Origin of the sequence: Ensifer sp. 1H6, assembly GCF_001976035.1 — a bacterium.
In the GTDB taxonomy this organism is placed as follows: Bacteria; Pseudomonadota; Alphaproteobacteria; order Rhizobiales; family Rhizobiaceae; genus Ensifer; species Ensifer canadensis.
Genome location: NZ_MOAI01000014.1, coordinates 33,642 through 52,657, shown reverse-complemented (window position 1 = coordinate 52,657; position 19,016 = coordinate 33,642). Strand labels below are relative to the sequence as shown.

Genomic DNA, 19,016 nt, shown 5'->3' with positions numbered 1-19,016 from the left:
GATGGCACGCGTATTGAAAACTGTCGGGGCTGCTGTTGTCGTGGCCATTGCCTGCGTCGGTGGGTGGCTGGCCGTGGCGCCGCCGGGGCTGCTGAAGGTCGGCGATGGCTACGCCGCCAAGATCGTCTGCTCGAATGTCTTCATCGCCGGGCGTGACGGGCAGGCGGTGCTTGCCGACGACGTCCAGGCGCCGGGCCATCCGTTGTTGAAATTCATCAGCGTCTCGGTCGACCGGGAGAAGCGGCTGGTGTCTGCCCGCATCTTCGGCTTTGCCGCCCCGGCCCATGCGGTCTATCGCCCAGGGCTCGGCTGCGCCAACGTTTCCGACGACGATCTCGCTGCCCTGGCTCCCGCGGTGGAGCCGTCGACGCCTGACATCGCCCGATCGGCCGATGTCTCCTGGCCGGACGGCGACAAGGCGGATATCGATCCGGCCGTTCAGGCATTGATCGAGGATGGCAACCTTGCCGGTCCTGGCATGCGCGCGATCTCGGTGGTGCGCGACGGACATCTGATTGCCGAGACCTACGGCGCGGGCTTTAATCGCTCGACGCCGCTTCTCGGCTGGTCGATGACCAAATCGGTGACATCAGCGCTGATCGGCATGCGCGTCGCCGAAGGGCACATGGACGTGACGCGCGCCGGCCTGCTGCCGGAATGGAGCGGCGACGCGCGCGCCAAGATCAGGCTTGCCGACCTCATGGGAATGGAGAGCGGCCTCGAGTTCAACGAGGGCTACGGCAATGTCAGCGATGTAACGCGCATGCTCTATCTCGAAAGGGACATGGCGGGCTTCGCCGCAGCCAAGCCGGCGACATCGAAGCCGGGCTCGACCTTCAGCTATTCCAGCGGCACGAGCACGCTGTTGTCGCGGCTCTGGATGCAAAGCTTCGACGACCCCGCCGCAGCGCTTGCCTATCCGCGCGATGCCCTGTTCCTGCCGCTCGGGATGACGAGTGCGGTGCTCGAGACCGATGCCAGCGGCACCTTTGTCGGATCGTCCTACATGTATGCAACGGCGCGCGACTGGGCGCGTTTTGCGCAATTCCTGCTTCAGGACGGCAACTGGAAGGGTAGGGGGCTGTTGCCTAGGGATTATGTCGCTTTCATGCGGACGCCGACCAAGGCATCCGGCGGCGAATATGGCGCGGGCCAGGTGTGGCTGCAGGAGAATGGGGTTCGCGCCGGCACAGGCGTCTTTCCTGCCGATGCCTTCTGGATGCTCGGGCATGACGGGCAGGCGATCTTGCTGGTGCCTTCGCTTCGCCTTGCGGTCGTGCGCCTGGGGCTGACGCCGTCACGCGGTGGTTACGACGTGCAGCAGCTCAACGCCAAAATAATAGAGGCGCTCGATTGAGCGCCTCCTGAAACGTTCACCAAAACGATCCGGCGTCGTTATTTCATGCCGAGTTCTTCGAGCAGGCCCTTGCGCTTGGCGTGGTAGTAATAGCCGCTGGCATAGAGCTTGACCGCGCCGTCGTGCTTGTTGTCGGCAACCATCCAGGCGCCGTGCAGGTACTTGGTCGCATACATCAGGTTGGTTTCCGCATCGAACAGGCCTTCGGCCGGGCCTTCGTAGCCGAGCCCCTTGGCGGTGTTGTAGCGGATCTGCATCAGACCGTAATTGCCCTTGCTGTAGGCGCGCGGGTTGTAGTTGCTCTCGCGCTTGACGACGCGGTGCACGAGCTCGACGGGAATGCCGTTGAGGTCGGCGTAATGCTTGATGAGCTTGTCGAGTTCCGGGCGCGAGCTGGTCGGCGCCTTGGTCAGCTTCATCGAATCGGGAATGACGCTGGCAACGGCGGCGACGCTCGAACCGATCACGCCCATCTTCGGCTTTTCGGTGGGCACGATCATGCGGTTGGCGACGAGCGTTTCGAGGCCGACGGGCTCGCCGGTGTCGAAGTCCGATTCCATCGCGGCAGCAACGGCAAGCGTCGAAACGGGAAGATCCTGGACGCGGCTCGTCTTCGGCGAGACGAGGGCGGATGCGCTTTCCGGCAGGACAGCGGCATTGGCAGAAGCTGCTACCGGCGTCGCCATGGCGACGGCCTGCGCTGCGCCCGGCTTGCCGCCGGGAACGGCGACGACCGTCGGTGCCGGACCGGCGGCCTGCGCGAGATCAGTGCCGACGGGAAAGGTGGTTGCCATGCCGGCCGTTTGTGCCGACAGGGCAGCGGATGCCGCGGTTGCCGCGCCATCCGGTGTCGGAAGGGCATAGGCCGTCATTTCGGTGCCGGGTTTTGCAAGCGGGGTGACCGTCTGCACGGCCGTAAGCTCTTCCACCGAGGTATGCTCGACAGTCGAGCACCCGGAGACGAGTGTCGCCGACAGAATAGCTGCCACGCCAAACGTCTGTTTTGAAAGGGAAATACGGAATTTCGGCATGCTGTCACTTTCGTGCTTCTGGGCCCCGCAGCCCCGGCAAATCAACGGCGATTAGCCGCCATGCGTGAATCTCCATTAACCCATGGGGCGTCGCGCAGCAAGCGCACGAGCGAATTTCAGGCCGACGCCCGCTTCATGGTTGCCGTCAGAAGCCCGGCGCCGATGAGCAGCGAGCCGCCCGTGCGGTTGACGATCCGCCTGATATTCGGCTTCGAAATCGTGCTTTTGGCGGCGGTCGCAAGCGCTGCATAGAGGCTTGCGTTGAGGATGGCGAGCGTCAGGAACGTTACCTCGAAAATCGCCATCTGGGTAAAGAGCGGCTGCGACAGATCGAGGAACTGCGGCAGGAAGGCGACGAAGAAGACGATGCTCTTCGGGTTGAGTGCGGTGACGGCATAGGCATGGAAAAAGATGCGCAGCGGCCGTTCCTTGGCGGGCGCATGCTCACCGGTACCTTCGCTTCCGGCAACCGGTGCCCGCCAGAGCTGGATGCCGAGCCAGACGAGATAGGCGGCCCCCACCCATTTCAACACGGTGAAGACCGCAGCGGAGGTGGCGAGCAGTGCGCCGAGCCCGAGCATCGATGCGGTCATGGCGGTGAAATCACCGAGCGCCACGCCGGCAACCGTCGCGCCCGCCGTCTTGCGGCCATGGCCGAGCGCATAGGAAATGACGAGCAATATGGTCGGGCTGGGAATGGCGAGCAGCACTGCAGAGGCAGCGGCAAAGGCAAACCAGTGTTCGAACGACATGAAAAAGGCTCCGCGCTTGAGGGCTTTCCGAGACTGATCTCGGGAGGGAGCCACCAAGGCGCGGAGCCGTCAACTGTTAATCAGAGATCTCTGATCAGTCTTCCGCCTGCCACTTCTGGCCAATGACATCCATGACGTTGCCGAACCACTTCGTCGAGGTGTCGAAGTGCTTGCCGCCCTTGATGCGCGGGAACTCGATGGTGCGCAGCTTGCCGCCCTGATCCTCGTCGTGGCCGGTGACGCCGGAGACCTTGTTAAGCGCGCTTTCGACCGCCAGGTCGACCATGCTCTGGATCAGGCGGAGATCGTCGACGTTTGCCGGCGCGGAGCGGGCGTAGTAGCCCGACTTCTGCACCATCGACCGCTCGGCGCCGAGAAGGGCCGCGAACTGCTTGGAGAACCAGTTGCCGACATTGATGGTGTCGATCTTCACGTGGCCGAAGGCGTCGCGCTTGACGGTTTCGCCGGCAGCTTCCCGCTCAGCGACGATCGCGTCGAGGCAGGCGCCTTCGCTGACGAACAGCGTGACGAAGCCCGAGTGGTTCATGACGGCGCGCAGCCGCTCGGCCTCGGCCTCGAGGTCGAACTTGATCTCGGGCAGGTAGAGGCCGTCGATGTTCTTCAGCTGCTTGTTCATCATGAAGCCGTCGACGAACTGCTTGTCCTCAGTCATCTGGACATAGGAGCGGGCGGTTGCCGCCGTCAGCCAGCCGCAGTGACGGCCCATGACTTCATGGACGACGAGCGTGCGCGGGGCAGCGCTCTGTTCGTTGCTGACATGATCGAAGAAGCGGGCGCCATGTTCGGCGGCCGTCCAGGCGCCGAGTGACTGGCGGATCGGCACCACGTCGTTGTCGACCGTCTTCGGCAGGCCGACGACCGTCAGGTCGTAGCCATTGGCGCCGAGATAGGCGGCAAGGTCGGCGGCGGTGGTGTTGGTGTCGTCGCCACCGATCGTGTGCAGGATGCCGATGCCGTCGGAGGCGAGGCGCTCGGCAGCGACGCGCAGCGGGTTTTCACCCTCCTTGACCAGGCCGCGCTTGACGCAGTCGGCAGCGTTGGTGAGCTTGACGCGGCTGTTGCCGATCGGTGAGCCGCCGTGGCGGTGCAGGATATGCGCATTTTCGCGCATGTCCCTGGTGATCTCGATGCGGTCGCCAAGCAGCACGCCCTGGTAGCCGGAGCGGTAGGCCACCAGCTCGTAGTCGGGCGCGATGTCGGTGTAGCGTTCGATCAGGCCACCAACGGCGGATGACAGGCAAGGCGCCAGCCCGCCGGCCGTCAGCATTGCGACTTTCTTCTTGGCCATGTTTCCTCCTCGGGATTCGGCATGCAATTGGTGGGGCCTCTCTAGCGTAAATCCGATGGAAGTTAAATGACAGGTCTGTGGATGTCCGGTCGGCAAGTGCTTGGGTTTTGTCGCCTCGGTCTCGAAAACGACCGTGGACATGATGCCGCGCAAACCGCGGCGGCAAGAGGCAGGCTCGGCGCCAACCCGCTGTGGGGCAGGGGGTTGAGCCTCTTCCCGAAGGTGCTGACCTGTTCCCCAGGGAACAGATGGGAACCCTCGCGCTGGCGCAACGTTACCGCAACGGATTGACAATAGTGAGGGGCCATCACAAATTCGTCATTCCCGTGGTTCGCCGCAGGCCACCGCTTGCAATTTGCCACCACAATAGTCCATGCTATAGGCTGGAGAGACAGGAAAATCGTGCATGTCATTCTGGGATAGCCTCCTCAAAATCGTCACCGCCACCGGCAACGCACTTGCCGGTGTGGTCGAGGCCGTGCGCACACTGTTCGAAGGCGACCCGGAAACCCGGCGCAAGGTGGCTTTCTCCGTGGCGATGATCGCGCTTTCGGCCAAGATGGCGAAGGCCGACGGCGTCGTGACCGAGGCGGAGGTCTCGGCCTTTCGCGATATCTTCGAGTTTCCCGCCGATCAGGCCCAGAATGTTGCCCGTCTCTATAACCTCGCGCGCCAGGACGTCGCCGGTTTCGAAGCCTATGCCGAGAAGATGGCGTCGCTCTGCTCGTCCTGCGAGAGCAATTGCCCGATCCTGGAAGACATCATCGACGGGTTGTTCCACATCGCCAAGTCCGACGGCGCGGTGCATGAAAAGGAACTGGCCTTCCTGATGCGGGTCGCCGAGATCTTCCACATGGACGAAGCGCATTTCGAACGGATCATGGCGCGCCACGTGCACAGCGACGGCCGCGATCCCTATCAGGTGCTCGGCGTTTCGCCCAAGGACGACTTTGCTAAGATCCGCAAGCACTACCGCGTGCTGGTGTCCGAGAACCATCCGGACATGCTGGTTGCGCGTGGCGTGCCGCAAGAGTTCCATGCGATCGCCAATGACCGCATGGCCGCGCTGAACGCCGCCTATGAGGCGATCGAGAGAGAACGCCGCGCCGCATGACGTCGAAATACTGCGACTACTCGGGTGCACGTTTCATGCCGTCGCCCAACTTCGGCGACCGTGCGGATGCGCGGGTGCCCGATATGATCGTGCTTCACTACACTGGGATGCCGACGGCGAAATCTGCGCTCGAATGGCTGTGCCGCCAGGAAAGCCAGGTTTCGAGCCACTATTTCGTCCACGAGGACGGTCGCGTCGACCAGCTCGTGCCGGAGACGCTGCGGGCCTGGCATGCGGGCAAAAGCTTCTGGAAGGGCGAGACGGACATCAATTCCTGCTCGATCGGCATCGAGATCGCCAACGCCGGTCACCCCGGCGGGCTACCGGATTTTCCCGAAAAACAGATCGCTGCGGTCGTCGAATTGTGTCGGGACTGTGGCGAACGGTGGTCGATCGCCCCGGAACGGGTCCTCGCACACAGCGATATTGCGCCAATTCGCAAGGTCGATCCGGGTGAAAAATTTCCGTGGGATCGCCTGCATCGCGAGGGCGTCGGGCACTGGGTGGAGCCGGCGCCGATCGGCGGCGGTCGCTTTTTTCAGCGCGGCGATCACGGCCAACCGGTCGAGGCGATCCAGTCCATGCTGTCGCTCTATGGTTACGGCATTGAAGTCACTGGCGAATTCTGCGAAAAAACCGAGGGCGCCGTCGCCGCCTTCCAACGGCATTTTCGCCAGGAAAGGGTCGACGGCATCGCCGATATCTCGACCCTCGATACGTTGCACCGTCTGCTTGCGGGACTACCGCAGTTTGGTGCCTGACGCGCAAAATTTTTGCGTGCTAAATTAGCTTTCCCGGTCTTTTGTCGCACAAATTTGCTGCGTTGCCACATGTTTACCATGATGCGGCATTCATTTGCCGCTGATTGGAACTGCAGGGAACGTCAGGGCGCAACGCTCATTTCCTGTCAATGAAACGATCGGGAAGTGAGGCTTGAACGGCGGGGTGCGCCGTGCCGCCCATTCCCCAGACCGGAGACTTCAAACTACATGAGAATATCGTCTGTTGCTGCGGTGGCGGCATGCTTTGGCATGTTCTTCGCCGGGATTGGTACGTCGTATGCGGGGAATATCGACAAGACCATCAAGACCTCATCCCTCAAGTCAGTTACACGGACGACAGGTTACCCGAAACCGGAAATCTTAGAAGGCACGCAGTACACAATCCTGATCCAGTCCTACGCCAAGCAGTACGGCGTTCCGGCGGACCTGGCCCATGCGGTGGTCAAGGTCGAAAGCAATTTCAATGCCATGGCGCGCGGCAGTGCCGGCGAAATCGGCCTGATGCAGATCAAGCCGGCGACGGCGCGCATGATGGGCTATTCCGGCTCCTCCAAGGGTCTCTACGATCCCGAAACGAACATCAAGTTCGGCATGAAGTATCTTGCTGTGGCGCATGAGCTTTCCGGCGGCACCACCTGCGGCACCATCCTGAAGTACAATGCCGGCCACGCTGCCAAGCGCATGAACCCGGTCTCCAAGCGTTACTGCGGCAAGGTCCAGAGCATCATCGACTAAGTGATGCCGTCCGTATGGCGCGCACCAGGTCGTGCGCGCAAAGCATGTTTTACAGCGCCGCGCGTCTTATTAGACGCGCAAAGGTCGCTGTAGCACTTTAAACTTGCTGCATAATTTCGTCCTTAATCGGATCCGATTTAAGGAATTATGCAGTAAGGGGCATTGTATTCTATCGAATACCGAGCATCATCCGCTGACCGTCCTTGAGCGGTGGCAGATGCTCCAGCCGGACAGGTCTCGCGTTCCGGCGAACTTCGAAATGTGATGCCCCCGCAGTGTCATAACTGCACTGACATGCTATCTCCGCCTGATCGAGATGATGGGGACGGACATGTCGGAAAGCTTTGATTTCATCATTGTCGGCAAGGGCATGATGGGGGCGGCCGCAGCACGGTACCTGGCGCTTTCCGGCGCACGGGTGGCCTTGGTCGGGCCGGACGAGCCCAGCGACTGGGCCAATCACGGCGGCGTCTTTTCCAGCCATTACGACAATGCCCGAATCACCCGCACGATCGACGACGATCCCGTCTGGGCGCGTCTCGCCAAGCGTTCCATCGACCGTTACAGAGAGATCGCCGGGCAAAGCGGCATCGATTTCTATGCGGAAGTCGGCTGCCTGATCGCCGGCCCGGCGCCGGGCGGAAGCTACGACTATATCGAGAAGGTCGCCAAGGCTCGCGCCGCGCTCGGCGTCGAGGCGCCGCTTCTGGACGAAGATGCACTGTCCGAACGCTTTGCCTGGTTCCGTTTCCCCCAGGGCTTTGCCGGCATCCACGAGGCGCAAGGGGCCGGCTACATCAATCCACATGCGCTCGTTCTGGCGCAGACGATCTGTGCGGAAAAGGCCGGCGCCCGGATTGTCCGCAGCGAAGTGGCGTCCGTATCCGAGGCCGGCGACCGCGTCGTCGTCACGACGACAGAGGGCGCAACACTCACTGCGGGACGCGTGATCGTTGCCGCCGGCGGGTTTTCCCTTTCCGACACGCTTCTTCCCCGACCGATCGACCTCGTCGTCAAGGCGCGCACCGTGTTCTTCGCGGAGGTCGCGGCTGACGATCTGCCAACCTATGACCATATGCCATCGCTGATCGGTGCGTCGCCGGAGCAGGCGAAGAGCTACTACCTGCTGCCGCCGGTCGCCTATGCCGACGGCAAGCATTACATCAAGATCGGCGGCGATCCGACCGACCGCATTCTCAAGAGCGAGCCCGAGGTGCGGGCGTGGTTCCGGGGCAGCGCCGGCGCCGGAGCAGCGGAACACATGGGCGGATTGCTCGCCGAGGTGATGCCCGGCTTCAAGCCCGCTTCGACGCATTTCCGCCCCTGCGTGACGTCGTTCACCCGCCACGGCTTTCCCTATATCGGCTTTGCCGGCGGCGATCGTATTGCCGTCGTCACGGGTGGTAACGGCCAGGCGGCGAAAAGCTCCGACGAGATCGGTCGGCTTGGCGCCAAGCTGGTGATGGATGGTCGGATCGACGATCCGGCCTATGAAACGGATTTCGCCGTCTCGTTCCGCTAAGCACTGAAGTAAAAGTGTGGCGGCGTGCCAAAGCCGAAACGTCGAGATCGCCGTTTTTCTCTGGCGCTCGGCTTCCCGGTCGGTTAAGGACCGCCTGCCAGTTGGCCGGGCAGCCGCGCTCCGCAAGTGCCGAAAGGCCGCGGGGGGAGGAAAGTCCGGGCTCCACGGAAATACGGTGCCGGATAACGTCCGGCGAGGGCGACCTCAGGGAAAGTGCCACAGAAAGCAAACCGCTCCGCTTGCGGAGTAAGGGTGAAAGGGTGGGGTAAGAGCCCACCGCGGACATGGCGACATGGACGGCACGGCAAACCCCACCGGGAGCAAGACCGAATAGGGATGACGCGGGCGCGCAAGCGTCCAGCCTGTTTCCGGGCCAGTCATCCGGGTGGGTTGCAAGAGGCTGCGTGCAAACGTAGTCCCAGATGAATGGCTGCCACGTTCCGTTGTCTTCGGGCAATGGGGCCATACAGAACCCGGCTTACAGGCCAACTGGCGATTTCTTCCTTCTATAGCGCCGCGCGTCTTGTTAGACGCGCAAAGGTCGCGGTAGCACTTCGAATTGCTGCATGTATCCTTAAATCGAATACGATTTAAGGATACATGCAGTAGACGGCGATGCTCTTAGCAGCAGCGAGGCTTTGGGCAGCGCAAGTTCGGCTGACGTCCTTTGCTCTTTGTGCCAGCTAGGACGCGAAAACCATGGCCGCAGCGCCGTCCGCCCGCTTGGCTGCAATCTTGCTGATATTCCGATTTCCCAACGATTTGAAGCCGTTTGGCCGTCGCATTGCGAGGCATCGGGGGTGCTTTCGTAACCCTTCGTTAAACTTAACAACCTATCAATATTTGATCAGCTACCCAGCTGTTCAAGAGCCAATCCCATTGACGCCCATATGGTCCCATGATATCCCATAATGGTACTGCGCAAGGGCCGCGTCGTGGCCCGTCATCGCAAAATTCCAGTGTCTCCCGGCTTCGGGAGATGGGCGGACATGTTGGTGTCCGGCGGGGGCGTTTTGTGGGTGTGGTCGAGTGTTCCCGCGGGTCGATGATAATGGCCCGTCAGTCTTGGGCGGCCGTTTCGCGTCATGAACCGCTTCTTGTCAAATGCTACCAATCGGATCGATGCAAAGGGGCGGGTGTCCGTGCCTTCGGCGTTTCGTTCCGTGCTGTCGGATGGAGGCGTTCGAGAGCTATACTGCTTCCAGGATTTCGTCTTTCCGGCGATCAGCGTCGGTGGGCCGGAGCTCCTGGATCGGTTCGAGAGGCAGATGGCGGCCGAGGATCCTTTTTCTCCGGCGGCCAACGAGATGTCGCTGCTCGTTCACGGGGGCGGGGTCTTCGTCAAGCTCGATCCGGAAGGTCGGTTGATGGTGACGGATTTCATCCGCGACTTCACCGGTATCTCGACCGACGTGATGTTCGTCGGGCGGGGCGATTATTTTCAGCTCTGGGAGCCGCAGGCCTTTGCAAAGGCGCAAGCGGCGGCCCGGGAAGGGCGCAAATCACGGGGGTTGCGTCCGGAATAGAATGGAGAGGCGGAATGGTGACGGAACAAGGCGGAGGAACTTCTGAAGCCGATGGCGGACCGGTCCGTCACATTCCCGTCCTCCTGAGCGAGGTTCTCGCGGCGCTCGATCCGGCCCCCGGCAAGGTCATTCTCGACGGCACGTTTGGTGCCGGCGGTTATGCATCCGCCATCCTCGATGCTGGCGCCGATGTGATCGCGCTCGATCGCGATCCGACGGCGATCGCCGCGGGCCAGTCGATGGCTGCGGCCGCGGGTGGTAAGCTCAAGCTCATTCACTCCCGTTTTTCGCAGCTCGCCGAGCATGCGCCCGCCGGCAGTCTCGACGGCGTGGTGCTCGATATCGGCGTGTCGTCGATGCAGATCGACGAGGCCGAGCGCGGCTTCTCCTTCCAGAAGAAGGGCCCGCTCGACATGCGCATGTCGGCAGCCGGCGTTTCTGCCGCCGACGTCGTCAACCGGGCCAAGGTTTCCGATCTCATCCGCATCTTCGGTTTCCTCGGCGAGGAAAAGCAGTCGGGCCGCATCGCCCGCGCCATCGAAAAGCGCCGGGCCGAAACGCCGTTCGAAACCACCCGCGATCTCGCCGGGTTGATCGAAATCGTCACTCCGCGCAAGGCCAAGGACAAGATCCATCCGGCAACCCGCGTCTTCCAGGCGCTGCGCATCTTCGTCAACGATGAACTCGGCGAACTCGCCCAGGCGCTTTTTGCCGCCGAGCGGGCGCTGAAGCCGGGCGGCCGTCTCGTGGTCGTCACCTTCCATTCGCTCGAAGACCGGATCGTCAAGGCTTTCTTCCAGGATCGCTCGGGCAAGGCTGCGGGTTCGCGCCATCTGCCACTGGTGACCGCGCGTGCGGCAACCTTCACACCAGTTGGAAAGCCTATGGTGGCCGCCAGCGAGGAAGAAGCGTCCCTCAATCCGCGCGCCCGGTCTGCCAAGCTCAGAGCCGGTATCCGCACGGAAGCGCCATCGCCGGGAAACGATCTATCCATTTTCAATCTGCCGGAACTGGCGAGCCTTGCACGGTTGGGGGGCTGAGAGAGATATGCTGCGAACACTCGACATAGTCCTGATCGTCGTCATGACGGCAGCCGCCACGGTCACCTACACGATCAAGCATCGTGCCGAAAACAAGCTGGAAGAGGTGCGCAGGCTCGATGCCGCCATCAAGCTGGAAGAAGACACGATCGACCTTCTGCGCGCCGACTGGGCGCTGCTGACGCAGCCGAACCGGCTGGAACGTCTGGTTGGCGCCTTCGGCGCTGATCTGCAACTGGCACCGACGCCGTCGACGCAACTCGTGCGCCCGCAGGAGCTGCCGATGCTGAAGGCCGACGTGCCGCCGACGGAAGAAGAAAAGAAGCTCGCCGCCGCCAAGGCGTCGGAGAAAAAGACCGATAATATCGCAACAGGTTCGGTGGCGCGCTGATGTCGTTTCTCTCCCGCATCATGGTCTTGAAGAGCAAGGCGCATTTCTCCGCAGGCGGCAACAACCTGCCGGCCGAGGCCAAGCTCAACGTCACCTTCCAGGGCACACGCAAGAAGACCACCAATCAGGCGAAGAACCGCGTGGCGATCATCATCGCCAGCTTCGGCATCGTCTATGCGGTCATCGGTGGCCGCCTGGTGCAATACGGCATGGCGCAGCCGGAGACGGTTTCGAGTATCGGCCGCGCCGACAATCTGATGGCCTCGCGCCCGGATATTCTCGACCGCAACGGCGAGATCCTCGCCACCGACATCCGCACGGTCTCTCTCTATGCCGAGCCGCACAAGATCGTCGATGCGGATGAGGCGGTCGAGCGGCTTGCAACCGTGCTGCCCGATCTCAACGCCCGCGACATCTACAACAAGCTGAAGTCGAAATCGCGCTTCCAGTGGCTGCGCCGCCAATTGACCCCGAAGCAGCAGAGCGAAATCCTGGCGCTCGGCATTCCCGGCGTCGGTTTCCGGCCGGAAAAGCGCCGCTTCTATCCGGGCGGCCCGACCGCCGCCCATGTTCTCGGCCACGTCAACATCGACAACCGCGGTGTTGCCGGCATGGAGCGCTACATCGACGGGCAGGGGCTCGCCGATCTCGCCGCCATCGGCATGACCAGCGATGCCAAGCTCGAGCCGGTCAAGCTGTCGATCGACGTTCGGGTGCAGAACATCGTGCGCGACGTCATCGATGCCGGCATGAAGAACTACCAGGCGCTGGCCGCCGGGGCCGTGGTGCTCGACGTCAATACCGGCGAAGTGCTGGCGTTGGCGTCGGTCCCCGATTACGACCCGAACAAGCCGGCCGAAGGTGCCGAAGAGGGCTGGATGAACCGCATGTCGAACGGCACGTTCGAGATGGGCTCCACCTTCAAGACGTTCACGATCGCCATGGGTCTCGATTCCGGCAAGGTAACGCTCAACGACAGCTTCGACGCCTCGGCACCGATCCGCATCGGCGGCTTCACCATCAAGGACTTCCACGGCAAGCGCCGGGTGCTGACCGTTCCGGAAATCTTCCAGTATTCGTCGAACATCGGCACCGCCAAGATCGCCGACCTGATCGGCATTCCCGGCCACAAGGAATTTCTGACCCGGATCGGCCTGCTGTCGAAGCTGCCGACCGAGCTGCCGGAAGTCAAATCCCCGAGCCAGCCGCGCGAATGGAAGAAGATCAACTCGATCACCATCTCCTTCGGCCACGGCGTTTCGACGACGCCGCTGCAGACGGCTGTCGCAGGTGCCGCGCTCGTCAACGGCGGCAAGCTGATCCCGCCGACCTTCCTGCCACGCTCGCAGGAGCAGGCCGATGAACTGGCGACGACGGTCGTCAAGAAAAGCACCAGCGACGACATGCGCTTTCTGCTTCGCTGGAACGGCATCGCCGGTTCGGGCAAGCGCGCGCAGGTGCCGGGCTTCAACGTCGGCGGCAAGACCGGCACGGCCGACAAGGTCGTCAACGGCCGCTATGCCAGCGACCAGAACTTCAACGCCTTTCTCGCAGCGTTTCCGATCGACAATCCGAAGTACATCGTGCTGACTTTCATTGACGCGCCGAAGACCGGCGAAGGCGGCGGACGGACCGCCGGCTCGAATGCCGCGCCCATGGTTCGCGACATCATCAGCCGCTCCGCACCGCTTCTCGGCGTCGAACCGAAGTTCGGAGAAGATGGTTCTGCCATGCTTGTGTCTTATTAGGCATGAAATGAGAATGCGGACGATTCGCGATTCCGGCGAATTGAGAGCGATGTGAGACGTGCGGTTCATGAAGATAAAAGACCTGGCGGGAACGAGCTTCCCTGAACTTTCTGCGCAACTGGATGGCGCTTCCTCGCAGATCGAGTTGCCGGCATTACGGCCGACAGCCGGCATGTGCAGCCAGGAGATCTTTTCGTCGCCGTCTCCGGCACCAAGGCAAACGGCACCAGCTATATCGTCGACGCGCTTGCGCGCGGCGCCGTTGCCGTCGTCGCTGAATCCGGCGTCAAGCCTGATGGATCCTCCGCACCCGTTCTTTCGCTCGGCAACCCGCGCGCCTTTCTCGCGCGCGCCGCCGCCGCGTTCTACGGTCGCCAGCCTGAGACGATGGTTGCGGTGACGGGCACGGCCGGCAAGACCTCGGTCGCCTCCTTCACCCGGCAGATCTGGGCGCATTCGGGCCTTGCTGCCGCGATGATCGGCACGACAGGCGTGGTGGCGCCCGGCCGCAACGACTACGGTTCTCTCACCACGCCCGATCCGGTTTCCCTGCACAAGCTTCTTGCCGAACTCGCAGATGCCGGCGTCACCCATGCGGCGATGGAGGCTTCCAGCCACGGCCTCGACCAGAGCCGGCTCGACGGCGTCAAGCTTTCGGCTGCGGCCTTTACCAATCTCGGCCGCGACCACATGGACTACCATCCGACGGTCGAGCACTATATGGCGTCCAAGATGCGGCTGTTCGAAGCGTTACTGCCGAAGGGCGCGCCCGCGGTTGTCTTTGCCGACGACCAGTGGTCGGAACAGGCGATTGCGGCTGCCCGCAAGGCCAAGCTCGACGTGCGCACCGTCGGCCGCAAGGGCGAATTCATCTCGCTGAAGCGGGTCGAACATTTCCGCCACAAGCAGTCGGCCGAAGTGCATGTCGGCGACGACATCTTCGAAATCCATATTCCGCTTGCCGGCGATTTCCAGGTTGCCAACGCGCTTGTCGCGGCGGGACTTGCGATCTCCACCGGCATCAGCGCCAAGGCGGCGTTCTCCGCGCTTGAAAAGCTGCAGGGTGCCTCCGGCCGCCTCGAACTGGTCGGCCAGACCAGGGACGGCGCGCTTGCCTATGTCGACTATGCCCACAAGCCCGATGCGCTCGAAAATGTGCTGGCCTCGGTGCGGCCGTTCACGACGGGCCGCGTTATCGTGGTCTTCGGCTGCGGCGGCGACCGCGACAAGGGCAAGCGACCGATCATGGGCGAGATCGCCACGCGGCTTGCCGACGTCGTGATCGTCACGGATGACAATCCGCGCTCGGAAGTGCCTGAGGTGATCCGCTCGGAAATCATGGCTGCGGCTCCAGGTGCAACCGAAATCGGCGACCGCGCCGAAGCGATCCGTGCCGCCGTCGGCATGTTGACAAGCGGCGACACGCTGATCGTCGCCGGCAAGGGACATGAGGAAGGCCAGACGGTCGGTTCCGTCACGCTGCCGTTCTCGGATCATGCGGAAGTCCGCAAGGCATTGGGAGGTCTGTGATTTGAACTGGCTCTGGACAAGCAGCGATCTTCTGGCCGCAATGAACGGCCGTCCGGTTGGAAACCTGCCCGAAGGAGTAAGCGGCATATCGATCGACAGCCGCTCGGTCGGCAAGGGCGAAGCCTTCTTCGCGATCAAGGGCGACCGGGTCGATGGCCACGACTATGCGGGCCTTGCGCTCGCCAATGGCGCCGCACTCCTCGTTGTCAGCGAAGGCAAACTGCCGGCGCTCGGCCGCCTCAGCGCGCCACTGATCGTCGTCGACGACGTGCTTGAAGCGATGATTCGGCTCGGTTGCGCGGCGCGCGACCGCAGTGCTGCGAAGATCATCGCCGTCACCGGTTCCGTCGGCAAGACCACCACCAAGGAGATGCTGCGGCACGTGCTGGTGCCGCAAGGGCGCGTGCACGCCTCCGTGGCCTCGTTCAACAATCATTGGGGCGTGCCGCTGACGCTTGCGCGCATGCCCGAGGCCACCGATTTCGGCATCTTCGAAATCGGCATGAACCATCCGGGCGAGATCCGGCCGCTGACGAAGATGGTCCGCCCGCATGTGGCAATCGTCACCAGCATCGCTGCCGCTCATCTCGGAAACTTCGACAGCCTGGACCAGATCGCCGAGGCCAAGGCCGAGATCTTCGAGGGCGTCGTCAATGGCGGCCACGCGGTCATCAACCACGACAGTGCCCAGTACAAGCTGCTCGAAAAGGCCGCGGGTACGGCTGGCGTCAGCTATATCCACTCCTTCGGCGTCAACCCGAAGGCGGAGTTCCGCCTCGTCGAGTTTGCCGGTGCGGCGGACGGTTCAGTGCTTTGGGCCGCCCTTGGCGGCCGGACGATGGAAATCACCATCGGCGCTCCTGGACGTCATATCGCCGAGAACGCGCTGGCCGTGCTCGCGGCGGTGAAGCTGGTCGGCGCCGATGTCGACTACGCCGCCTCGTCGCTGGCGACGATGCAGGCCGAAACGGGCAGGGGCCGCCGGCACCAACTGTTGATCGGCGCGGGCACACTGACGCTGATCGACGAGAGCTACAACGCCAATCCGAGCTCGATGCGCGCGGCGATTTCGCTGCTGCAGGATTCAGCACCGGCGCCGGGCGGGCGCCGCATCGCCGTGCTCGGCGACATGCTGGAGATGGGCGAACACGCCGCCGGCGTTCATGCCGCGCTCGCCAAACCTCTCGTCGAAGCCGGCATCACCGATGTCTGGCTTGCCGGGCCGTTGATGGCCCACCTGCGCGACGCGTTGCCGCCGGAAATCTCCGTCGTCTACCGCGAAACGGTGGACGAACTGAAGGCCTATGCACTCGGCGCGGTTGCGACCGGCGACGTGGTGATGATCAAGTCTTCGAAGGGCACGGGCTGCGGCAAGATCGTGCATGCGCTGATCGAAGCCTATCCGGAGCCCGAGGCCGAGGGGGACGAAGCAACTGCGTGATTGCCGGACTGCAAGCGGTTCAGCGGCAATGATGCAGTCGACCAAATGACGACAACGATCTTCGCGTGCCTCAAGCGGCGCGCTGCGTTGTAGTGGTCGTCGCCGATGCTGGCGGCGGTGGATACAGCCTTGGGTTAGGCAGCGCGGCCTAACACTTTCGCATACAAGCGCGTATCGTTTTTCAGATGATTCTGTTGGACGGTGTCCGATTTTAAACCTTTGGGGAAAGGTCCCTTATGCTCATCTGGCTCGTGGAACTGGCGGACCACTTTCAGTTTTTCAATCTCTTTCGCTACATCACGTTCCGTACCGGTGCAGCGCTTTTCACTTCGGCCTTGATCGTTTTCCTTTTCGGTCCGCGCATGATTGCCTCCCTCCGCATCCGTCAGGGCAAGGGTCAGCCTATCCGCGCCGATGGTCCGCAGACGCATTTCAAGAAGGCCGGCACGCCGACGATGGGCGGGTTGATGATCCTTGCGGGCATCGTCGTGTCATCGCTTCTGTGGGCCGATCTTTCCAGCGTCTATGTGGTCTCGACCCTTCTCGTCACGCTCGGTTTCGGCGCCATCGGCTTTTATGACGACTATCTCAAGGTCACCAAGCAGTCGGACAAAGGCTTTTCCGGCAAGGCGCGTCTCGGCTTCGAGTTCATCATCGCCGCGATTGCCGTGTTCTTCATGATGCAGGCGTCGCTTTCGGGCGGTGCTGCCGGCTCGACCTTCGGCTCCTCGGTCACCTTCCCGTTCTTCAAGGACCTCGTGATCAATCTCGGCTATTTCTTCGTGCTGTTCGGTGGCTTCGTCATCGTCGGCGCCGGCAATGCCGTGAACCTGACGGATGGTCTCGATGGGCTTGCCATCGTGCCCGTCATGATCGCGGCGGCCGCCTTCGGCCTCATCGCCTATCTCGCCGGTAACGCCGTTTTCGCCAATTACCTGCAGATCCATTTCGTGCCCGGCACGGGCGAGCTCGCCGTCATCCTCGGCGCCGTCATCGGCGCGGCCTCGGCTTCCTCTGGTTCAACGCGCCGCCCGCCGCCATCTTCATGGGTGATACCGGTTCGCTGGCGCTCGGCGGCCTGATCGGCACCGTTGCCGTCGCGGTCAAGCATGAATTTGTCATGATCATCATCGGTGGCCTGTTCGTCATGGAAACGCTGTCGGTGATCATCCAGGTGTTCTGGTTCAAGCGCACCGGGCGCCGCGTCTTCCTGATGGCGCCGATCCACCACCACTTCGAAAAGAAGGGCTGGACGGAAAGCCAGGTCGTGATCCGCTTCTGGATCATCGCCGTCATCCTTGCGATGGTCGGCCTGTCCACCCTCAAGCTGCGGTGAGCGGACGATGATCGCGGTCAGCACATTCAGGGGCAAGAAGGTCGCTCTTTTCGGGCTTGGTGGTTCGGGGCTGGCGACTGCGCAGGCGCTCGTCGCCGGCGGCGCCGAGGTGACGGCCTGGGACGACAATCCCGACAGCGTCGCCAAGGCCGGCGAGGCGGGTGTGCCGACAGCGAACCTGCACGGCATCGACTGGCGTGCCTTTGCCGCCTTCGTGCTTTCGCCCGGCGTGCCGCTGACCCATCCGAAGCCGCATTGGACCGTCGACCTCGCGCATGCCGCTGGCGTCGAGATCATCGGCGATGTCGAGCTTTTCGTGCGCGAGCGCCGGGCGCAGGCGCCCGATGCCCCGTTCATCGCCATTACCGGCACCAACGGCAAATCGACGACCACGGCGCTGATCGCCCATATCCTGAGGGAAAGCGGCCGTGACACCCAGCTCGGCGGCAATATCGGCACGGCCGTACTGACGCTTGAGCCCCCGAAGGCCGGCCGCTTCTATGTGGTCGAGTGCTCGTCCTACCAGATCGATCTGGCGCCGACGCTCAACCCGACGGCCGGTATCCTGCTCAATCTCACGCCCGATCATCTCGATCGGCACGGCACCATGCAGCACTATGCCGATATCAAGGAGCGGCTGGTGGCCGGCAGCGGCACGGCGATCGTCGGTGTCGACGACAGCTTCTGCGCACTGATTGCCGATCGCGTCGAGCGGGCGGGCACCAAGGTGGTTCGCATCTCGCGCCGGCATGTTCTGGCCGACGGGATCTATGCCGAAGGCTCGCGCGTCCTTGAGGCGCACGGCGGAACGTCGCGGCTCTTCGTAGATCTCGATGGCATCCAGACGCTGCGCGGCGGCCATAATGCGCAGAATGCTGCCGCGGCAATCGCCGCATGCCTTGCCGTCGATGTCAGCGAAGACGAGATACGCCAGGGGCTGAAAAGCTTCCCCGGCTTGAAGCATCGCATGCAGCCGGTCGGCCGCAAGGGTGCTGTCGTATTCGTCAACGACAGCAAGGCGACCAATGCGGATGCAGCGGCCCCGGCGCTGTCGAGCTACGAGCGCATCTACTGGATCGCCGGCGGCCTTCCGAAGGAGGGCGGCATCACTTCGCTGTCGCCGTTCTTCCCGAAGATCGTCAAGGCCTACCTGATCGGTGAGGCCGCACCGGCCTTTGCCGCAACGCTCGGCGAGGCGGTGCCCTTCGAGATTTCAGGCACGCTGGAAAAGGCCGTGGCGCATGCCGCAGCAGATGCCGAGCACGATGACAAAGGCGCGTCGGCGGTGATGTTATCCCCGGCTTGCGCAAGTTTCGACCAGTATAAGAACTTTGAAATACGCGGCGATGCCTTCGTGACGCACGTCAAGGCATTGCAGGGCGTGACGATGCTGATCTGACGC

14 protein-coding genes, 1 other RNA gene and 2 pseudogenes are annotated in these 19,016 nt (G+C 62.8%); 14 read left to right on the top strand and 3 right to left on the bottom strand.

Annotated features, from left to right (window positions below; genetic code table 11):
* The first annotated feature begins 1 nt into the window (after position 1).
* Complete coding sequence (locus BKP54_RS17665) at positions 2 to 1,357, top strand: serine hydrolase (RefSeq protein WP_057211116.1); 1,356 nt, start codon at positions 2 to 4, stop codon at positions 1,355 to 1,357.
* Positions 1,358 to 1,395: 38 nt separating this feature from the next.
* Here BKP54_RS17665 and BKP54_RS17660 read toward each other — a convergent pair whose 3' ends face one another.
* The 3 genes from BKP54_RS17660 to BKP54_RS17650 form a co-directional block, all read right to left on the bottom strand.
* Positions 1,396 to 2,388, bottom strand: a complete 993-nt coding sequence (locus BKP54_RS17660) for a lytic transglycosylase domain-containing protein (RefSeq protein ID WP_057211119.1) — start codon at positions 2,386 to 2,388, stop codon at positions 1,396 to 1,398.
* A gap of 116 nt (positions 2,389 to 2,504) precedes the next feature.
* Positions 2,505 to 3,140 (bottom strand): LysE family translocator, encoded by a 636-nt coding sequence (locus tag BKP54_RS17655; protein WP_025427742.1) that lies wholly within the window; start codon positions 3,138 to 3,140, stop codon positions 2,505 to 2,507.
* 94 nt (positions 3,141 to 3,234) lie between these two features.
* Positions 3,235 to 4,449, bottom strand: a complete 1,215-nt coding sequence (locus BKP54_RS17650; RefSeq protein ID WP_025427741.1) for a pyrophosphate--fructose-6-phosphate 1-phosphotransferase — start codon at positions 4,447 to 4,449, stop codon at positions 3,235 to 3,237.
* 406 nt (positions 4,450 to 4,855) lie between these two features.
* Between BKP54_RS17650 and BKP54_RS17645 the strand changes: the two genes are divergently transcribed.
* From BKP54_RS17645 to murD, 13 genes and pseudogenes are all read left to right on the top strand, one after another.
* A complete protein-coding gene (locus BKP54_RS17645) occupies positions 4,856 to 5,563 on the top strand; it encodes a DnaJ family molecular chaperone (RefSeq protein WP_025427740.1) in 708 nt (235 codons plus the stop codon).
* Complete coding sequence (locus BKP54_RS17640; RefSeq protein ID WP_025427739.1) at positions 5,560 to 6,324, top strand: N-acetylmuramoyl-L-alanine amidase; 765 nt, start codon at positions 5,560 to 5,562, stop codon at positions 6,322 to 6,324. Before BKP54_RS17645 ends, BKP54_RS17640 begins: the two co-directional genes overlap by 4 nt.
* Positions 6,325 to 6,552: 228 nt before the next feature.
* Positions 6,553 to 7,080, top strand: coding sequence for a transglycosylase SLT domain-containing protein (locus BKP54_RS17635; protein WP_025427738.1), 528 nt, complete (start codon positions 6,553 to 6,555; stop codon positions 7,078 to 7,080).
* A gap of 331 nt (positions 7,081 to 7,411) precedes the next feature.
* Positions 7,412 to 8,602 carry an FAD-binding oxidoreductase gene (locus tag BKP54_RS17630; RefSeq protein ID WP_084814689.1) on the top strand — a complete coding sequence of 397 codons (1,191 nt, stop codon included), beginning with the start codon at positions 7,412 to 7,414 and terminating at the stop codon, positions 8,600 to 8,602.
* A gap of 97 nt (positions 8,603 to 8,699) precedes the next feature.
* Positions 8,700 to 9,099, top strand: an RNA gene (gene rnpB, locus BKP54_RS17625) — RNase P RNA component class A.
* Positions 9,100 to 9,687: 588 nt separating this feature from the next.
* The gene (mraZ, locus tag BKP54_RS17620; protein ID WP_025427736.1) at positions 9,688 to 10,128 is read left to right on the top strand and encodes a division/cell wall cluster transcriptional repressor MraZ; all 441 of its coding nucleotides are present in this window, start codon (positions 9,688 to 9,690) and stop codon (positions 10,126 to 10,128) included.
* A 14-nt stretch (positions 10,129 to 10,142) separates the two neighbouring features.
* The gene (gene rsmH / locus BKP54_RS17615; RefSeq protein WP_025427735.1) at positions 10,143 to 11,168 is read left to right on the top strand and encodes a 16S rRNA (cytosine(1402)-N(4))-methyltransferase RsmH; all 1,026 of its coding nucleotides are present in this window, start codon (positions 10,143 to 10,145) and stop codon (positions 11,166 to 11,168) included.
* 7 nt (positions 11,169 to 11,175) lie between these two features.
* Entirely contained in the window at positions 11,176 to 11,559 is a 384-nt protein-coding gene (locus BKP54_RS17610) for a hypothetical protein (RefSeq protein WP_025427734.1), read from the top strand.
* Positions 11,559 to 13,307: a penicillin-binding protein 2 gene (locus BKP54_RS17605; protein ID WP_025427733.1), complete on the top strand. Its 1,749-nt coding sequence runs from the start codon at positions 11,559 to 11,561 to the stop codon at positions 13,305 to 13,307. Before BKP54_RS17610 ends, BKP54_RS17605 begins: the two co-directional genes overlap by 1 nt.
* Positions 13,308 to 13,374: 67 nt before the next feature.
* Positions 13,375 to 14,837: pseudogene (locus tag BKP54_RS17600) on the top strand (UDP-N-acetylmuramoyl-L-alanyl-D-glutamate--2,6-diaminopimelate ligase).
* 1 nt (position 14,838) lies between these two features.
* Complete coding sequence (locus BKP54_RS17595) at positions 14,839 to 16,278, top strand: UDP-N-acetylmuramoylalanyl-D-glutamyl-2,6-diaminopimelate--D-alanyl-D-alanine ligase (protein ID WP_025427731.1); 1,440 nt, start codon at positions 14,839 to 14,841, stop codon at positions 16,276 to 16,278.
* A gap of 236 nt (positions 16,279 to 16,514) precedes the next feature.
* Positions 16,515 to 17,614, top strand: a pseudogene (gene mraY / locus BKP54_RS17590) (phospho-N-acetylmuramoyl-pentapeptide-transferase).
* 7 nt (positions 17,615 to 17,621) lie between these two features.
* Positions 17,622 to 19,013: a UDP-N-acetylmuramoyl-L-alanine--D-glutamate ligase gene (gene murD / locus BKP54_RS17585; RefSeq protein ID WP_025427729.1), complete on the top strand. Its 1,392-nt coding sequence runs from the start codon at positions 17,622 to 17,624 to the stop codon at positions 19,011 to 19,013.
* Positions 19,014 to 19,016: the final 3 nt, after the last annotated feature.

Coding starts and splice junctions, on each gene's coding strand:
- BKP54_RS17665 (WP_057211116.1), top strand. CDS start 2: ATGGCACGCGTATTGAAAACTGTCGGGGCTGCTGTTGTCGTGGCCATT.
- BKP54_RS17660 (WP_057211119.1), bottom strand. CDS start 2,388: ATGCCGAAATTCCGTATTTCCCTTTCAAAACAGACGTTTGGCGTGGCA.
- BKP54_RS17655 (WP_025427742.1), bottom strand. CDS start 3,140: ATGTCGTTCGAACACTGGTTTGCCTTTGCCGCTGCCTCTGCAGTGCTG.
- BKP54_RS17650 (WP_025427741.1), bottom strand. CDS start 4,449: ATGGCCAAGAAGAAAGTCGCAATGCTGACGGCCGGCGGGCTGGCGCCT.
- BKP54_RS17645 (WP_025427740.1), top strand. CDS start 4,856: ATGTCATTCTGGGATAGCCTCCTCAAAATCGTCACCGCCACCGGCAAC.
- BKP54_RS17640 (WP_025427739.1), top strand. CDS start 5,560: ATGACGTCGAAATACTGCGACTACTCGGGTGCACGTTTCATGCCGTCG.
- BKP54_RS17635 (WP_025427738.1), top strand. CDS start 6,553: ATGAGAATATCGTCTGTTGCTGCGGTGGCGGCATGCTTTGGCATGTTC.
- BKP54_RS17630 (WP_084814689.1), top strand. CDS start 7,412: ATGTCGGAAAGCTTTGATTTCATCATTGTCGGCAAGGGCATGATGGGG.
- mraZ (WP_025427736.1), top strand. CDS start 9,688: ATGAACCGCTTCTTGTCAAATGCTACCAATCGGATCGATGCAAAGGGG.
- rsmH (WP_025427735.1), top strand. CDS start 10,143: ATGGTGACGGAACAAGGCGGAGGAACTTCTGAAGCCGATGGCGGACCG.
- BKP54_RS17610 (WP_025427734.1), top strand. CDS start 11,176: ATGCTGCGAACACTCGACATAGTCCTGATCGTCGTCATGACGGCAGCC.
- BKP54_RS17605 (WP_025427733.1), top strand. CDS start 11,559: ATGTCGTTTCTCTCCCGCATCATGGTCTTGAAGAGCAAGGCGCATTTC.
- murD (WP_025427729.1), top strand. CDS start 17,622: ATGATCGCGGTCAGCACATTCAGGGGCAAGAAGGTCGCTCTTTTCGGG.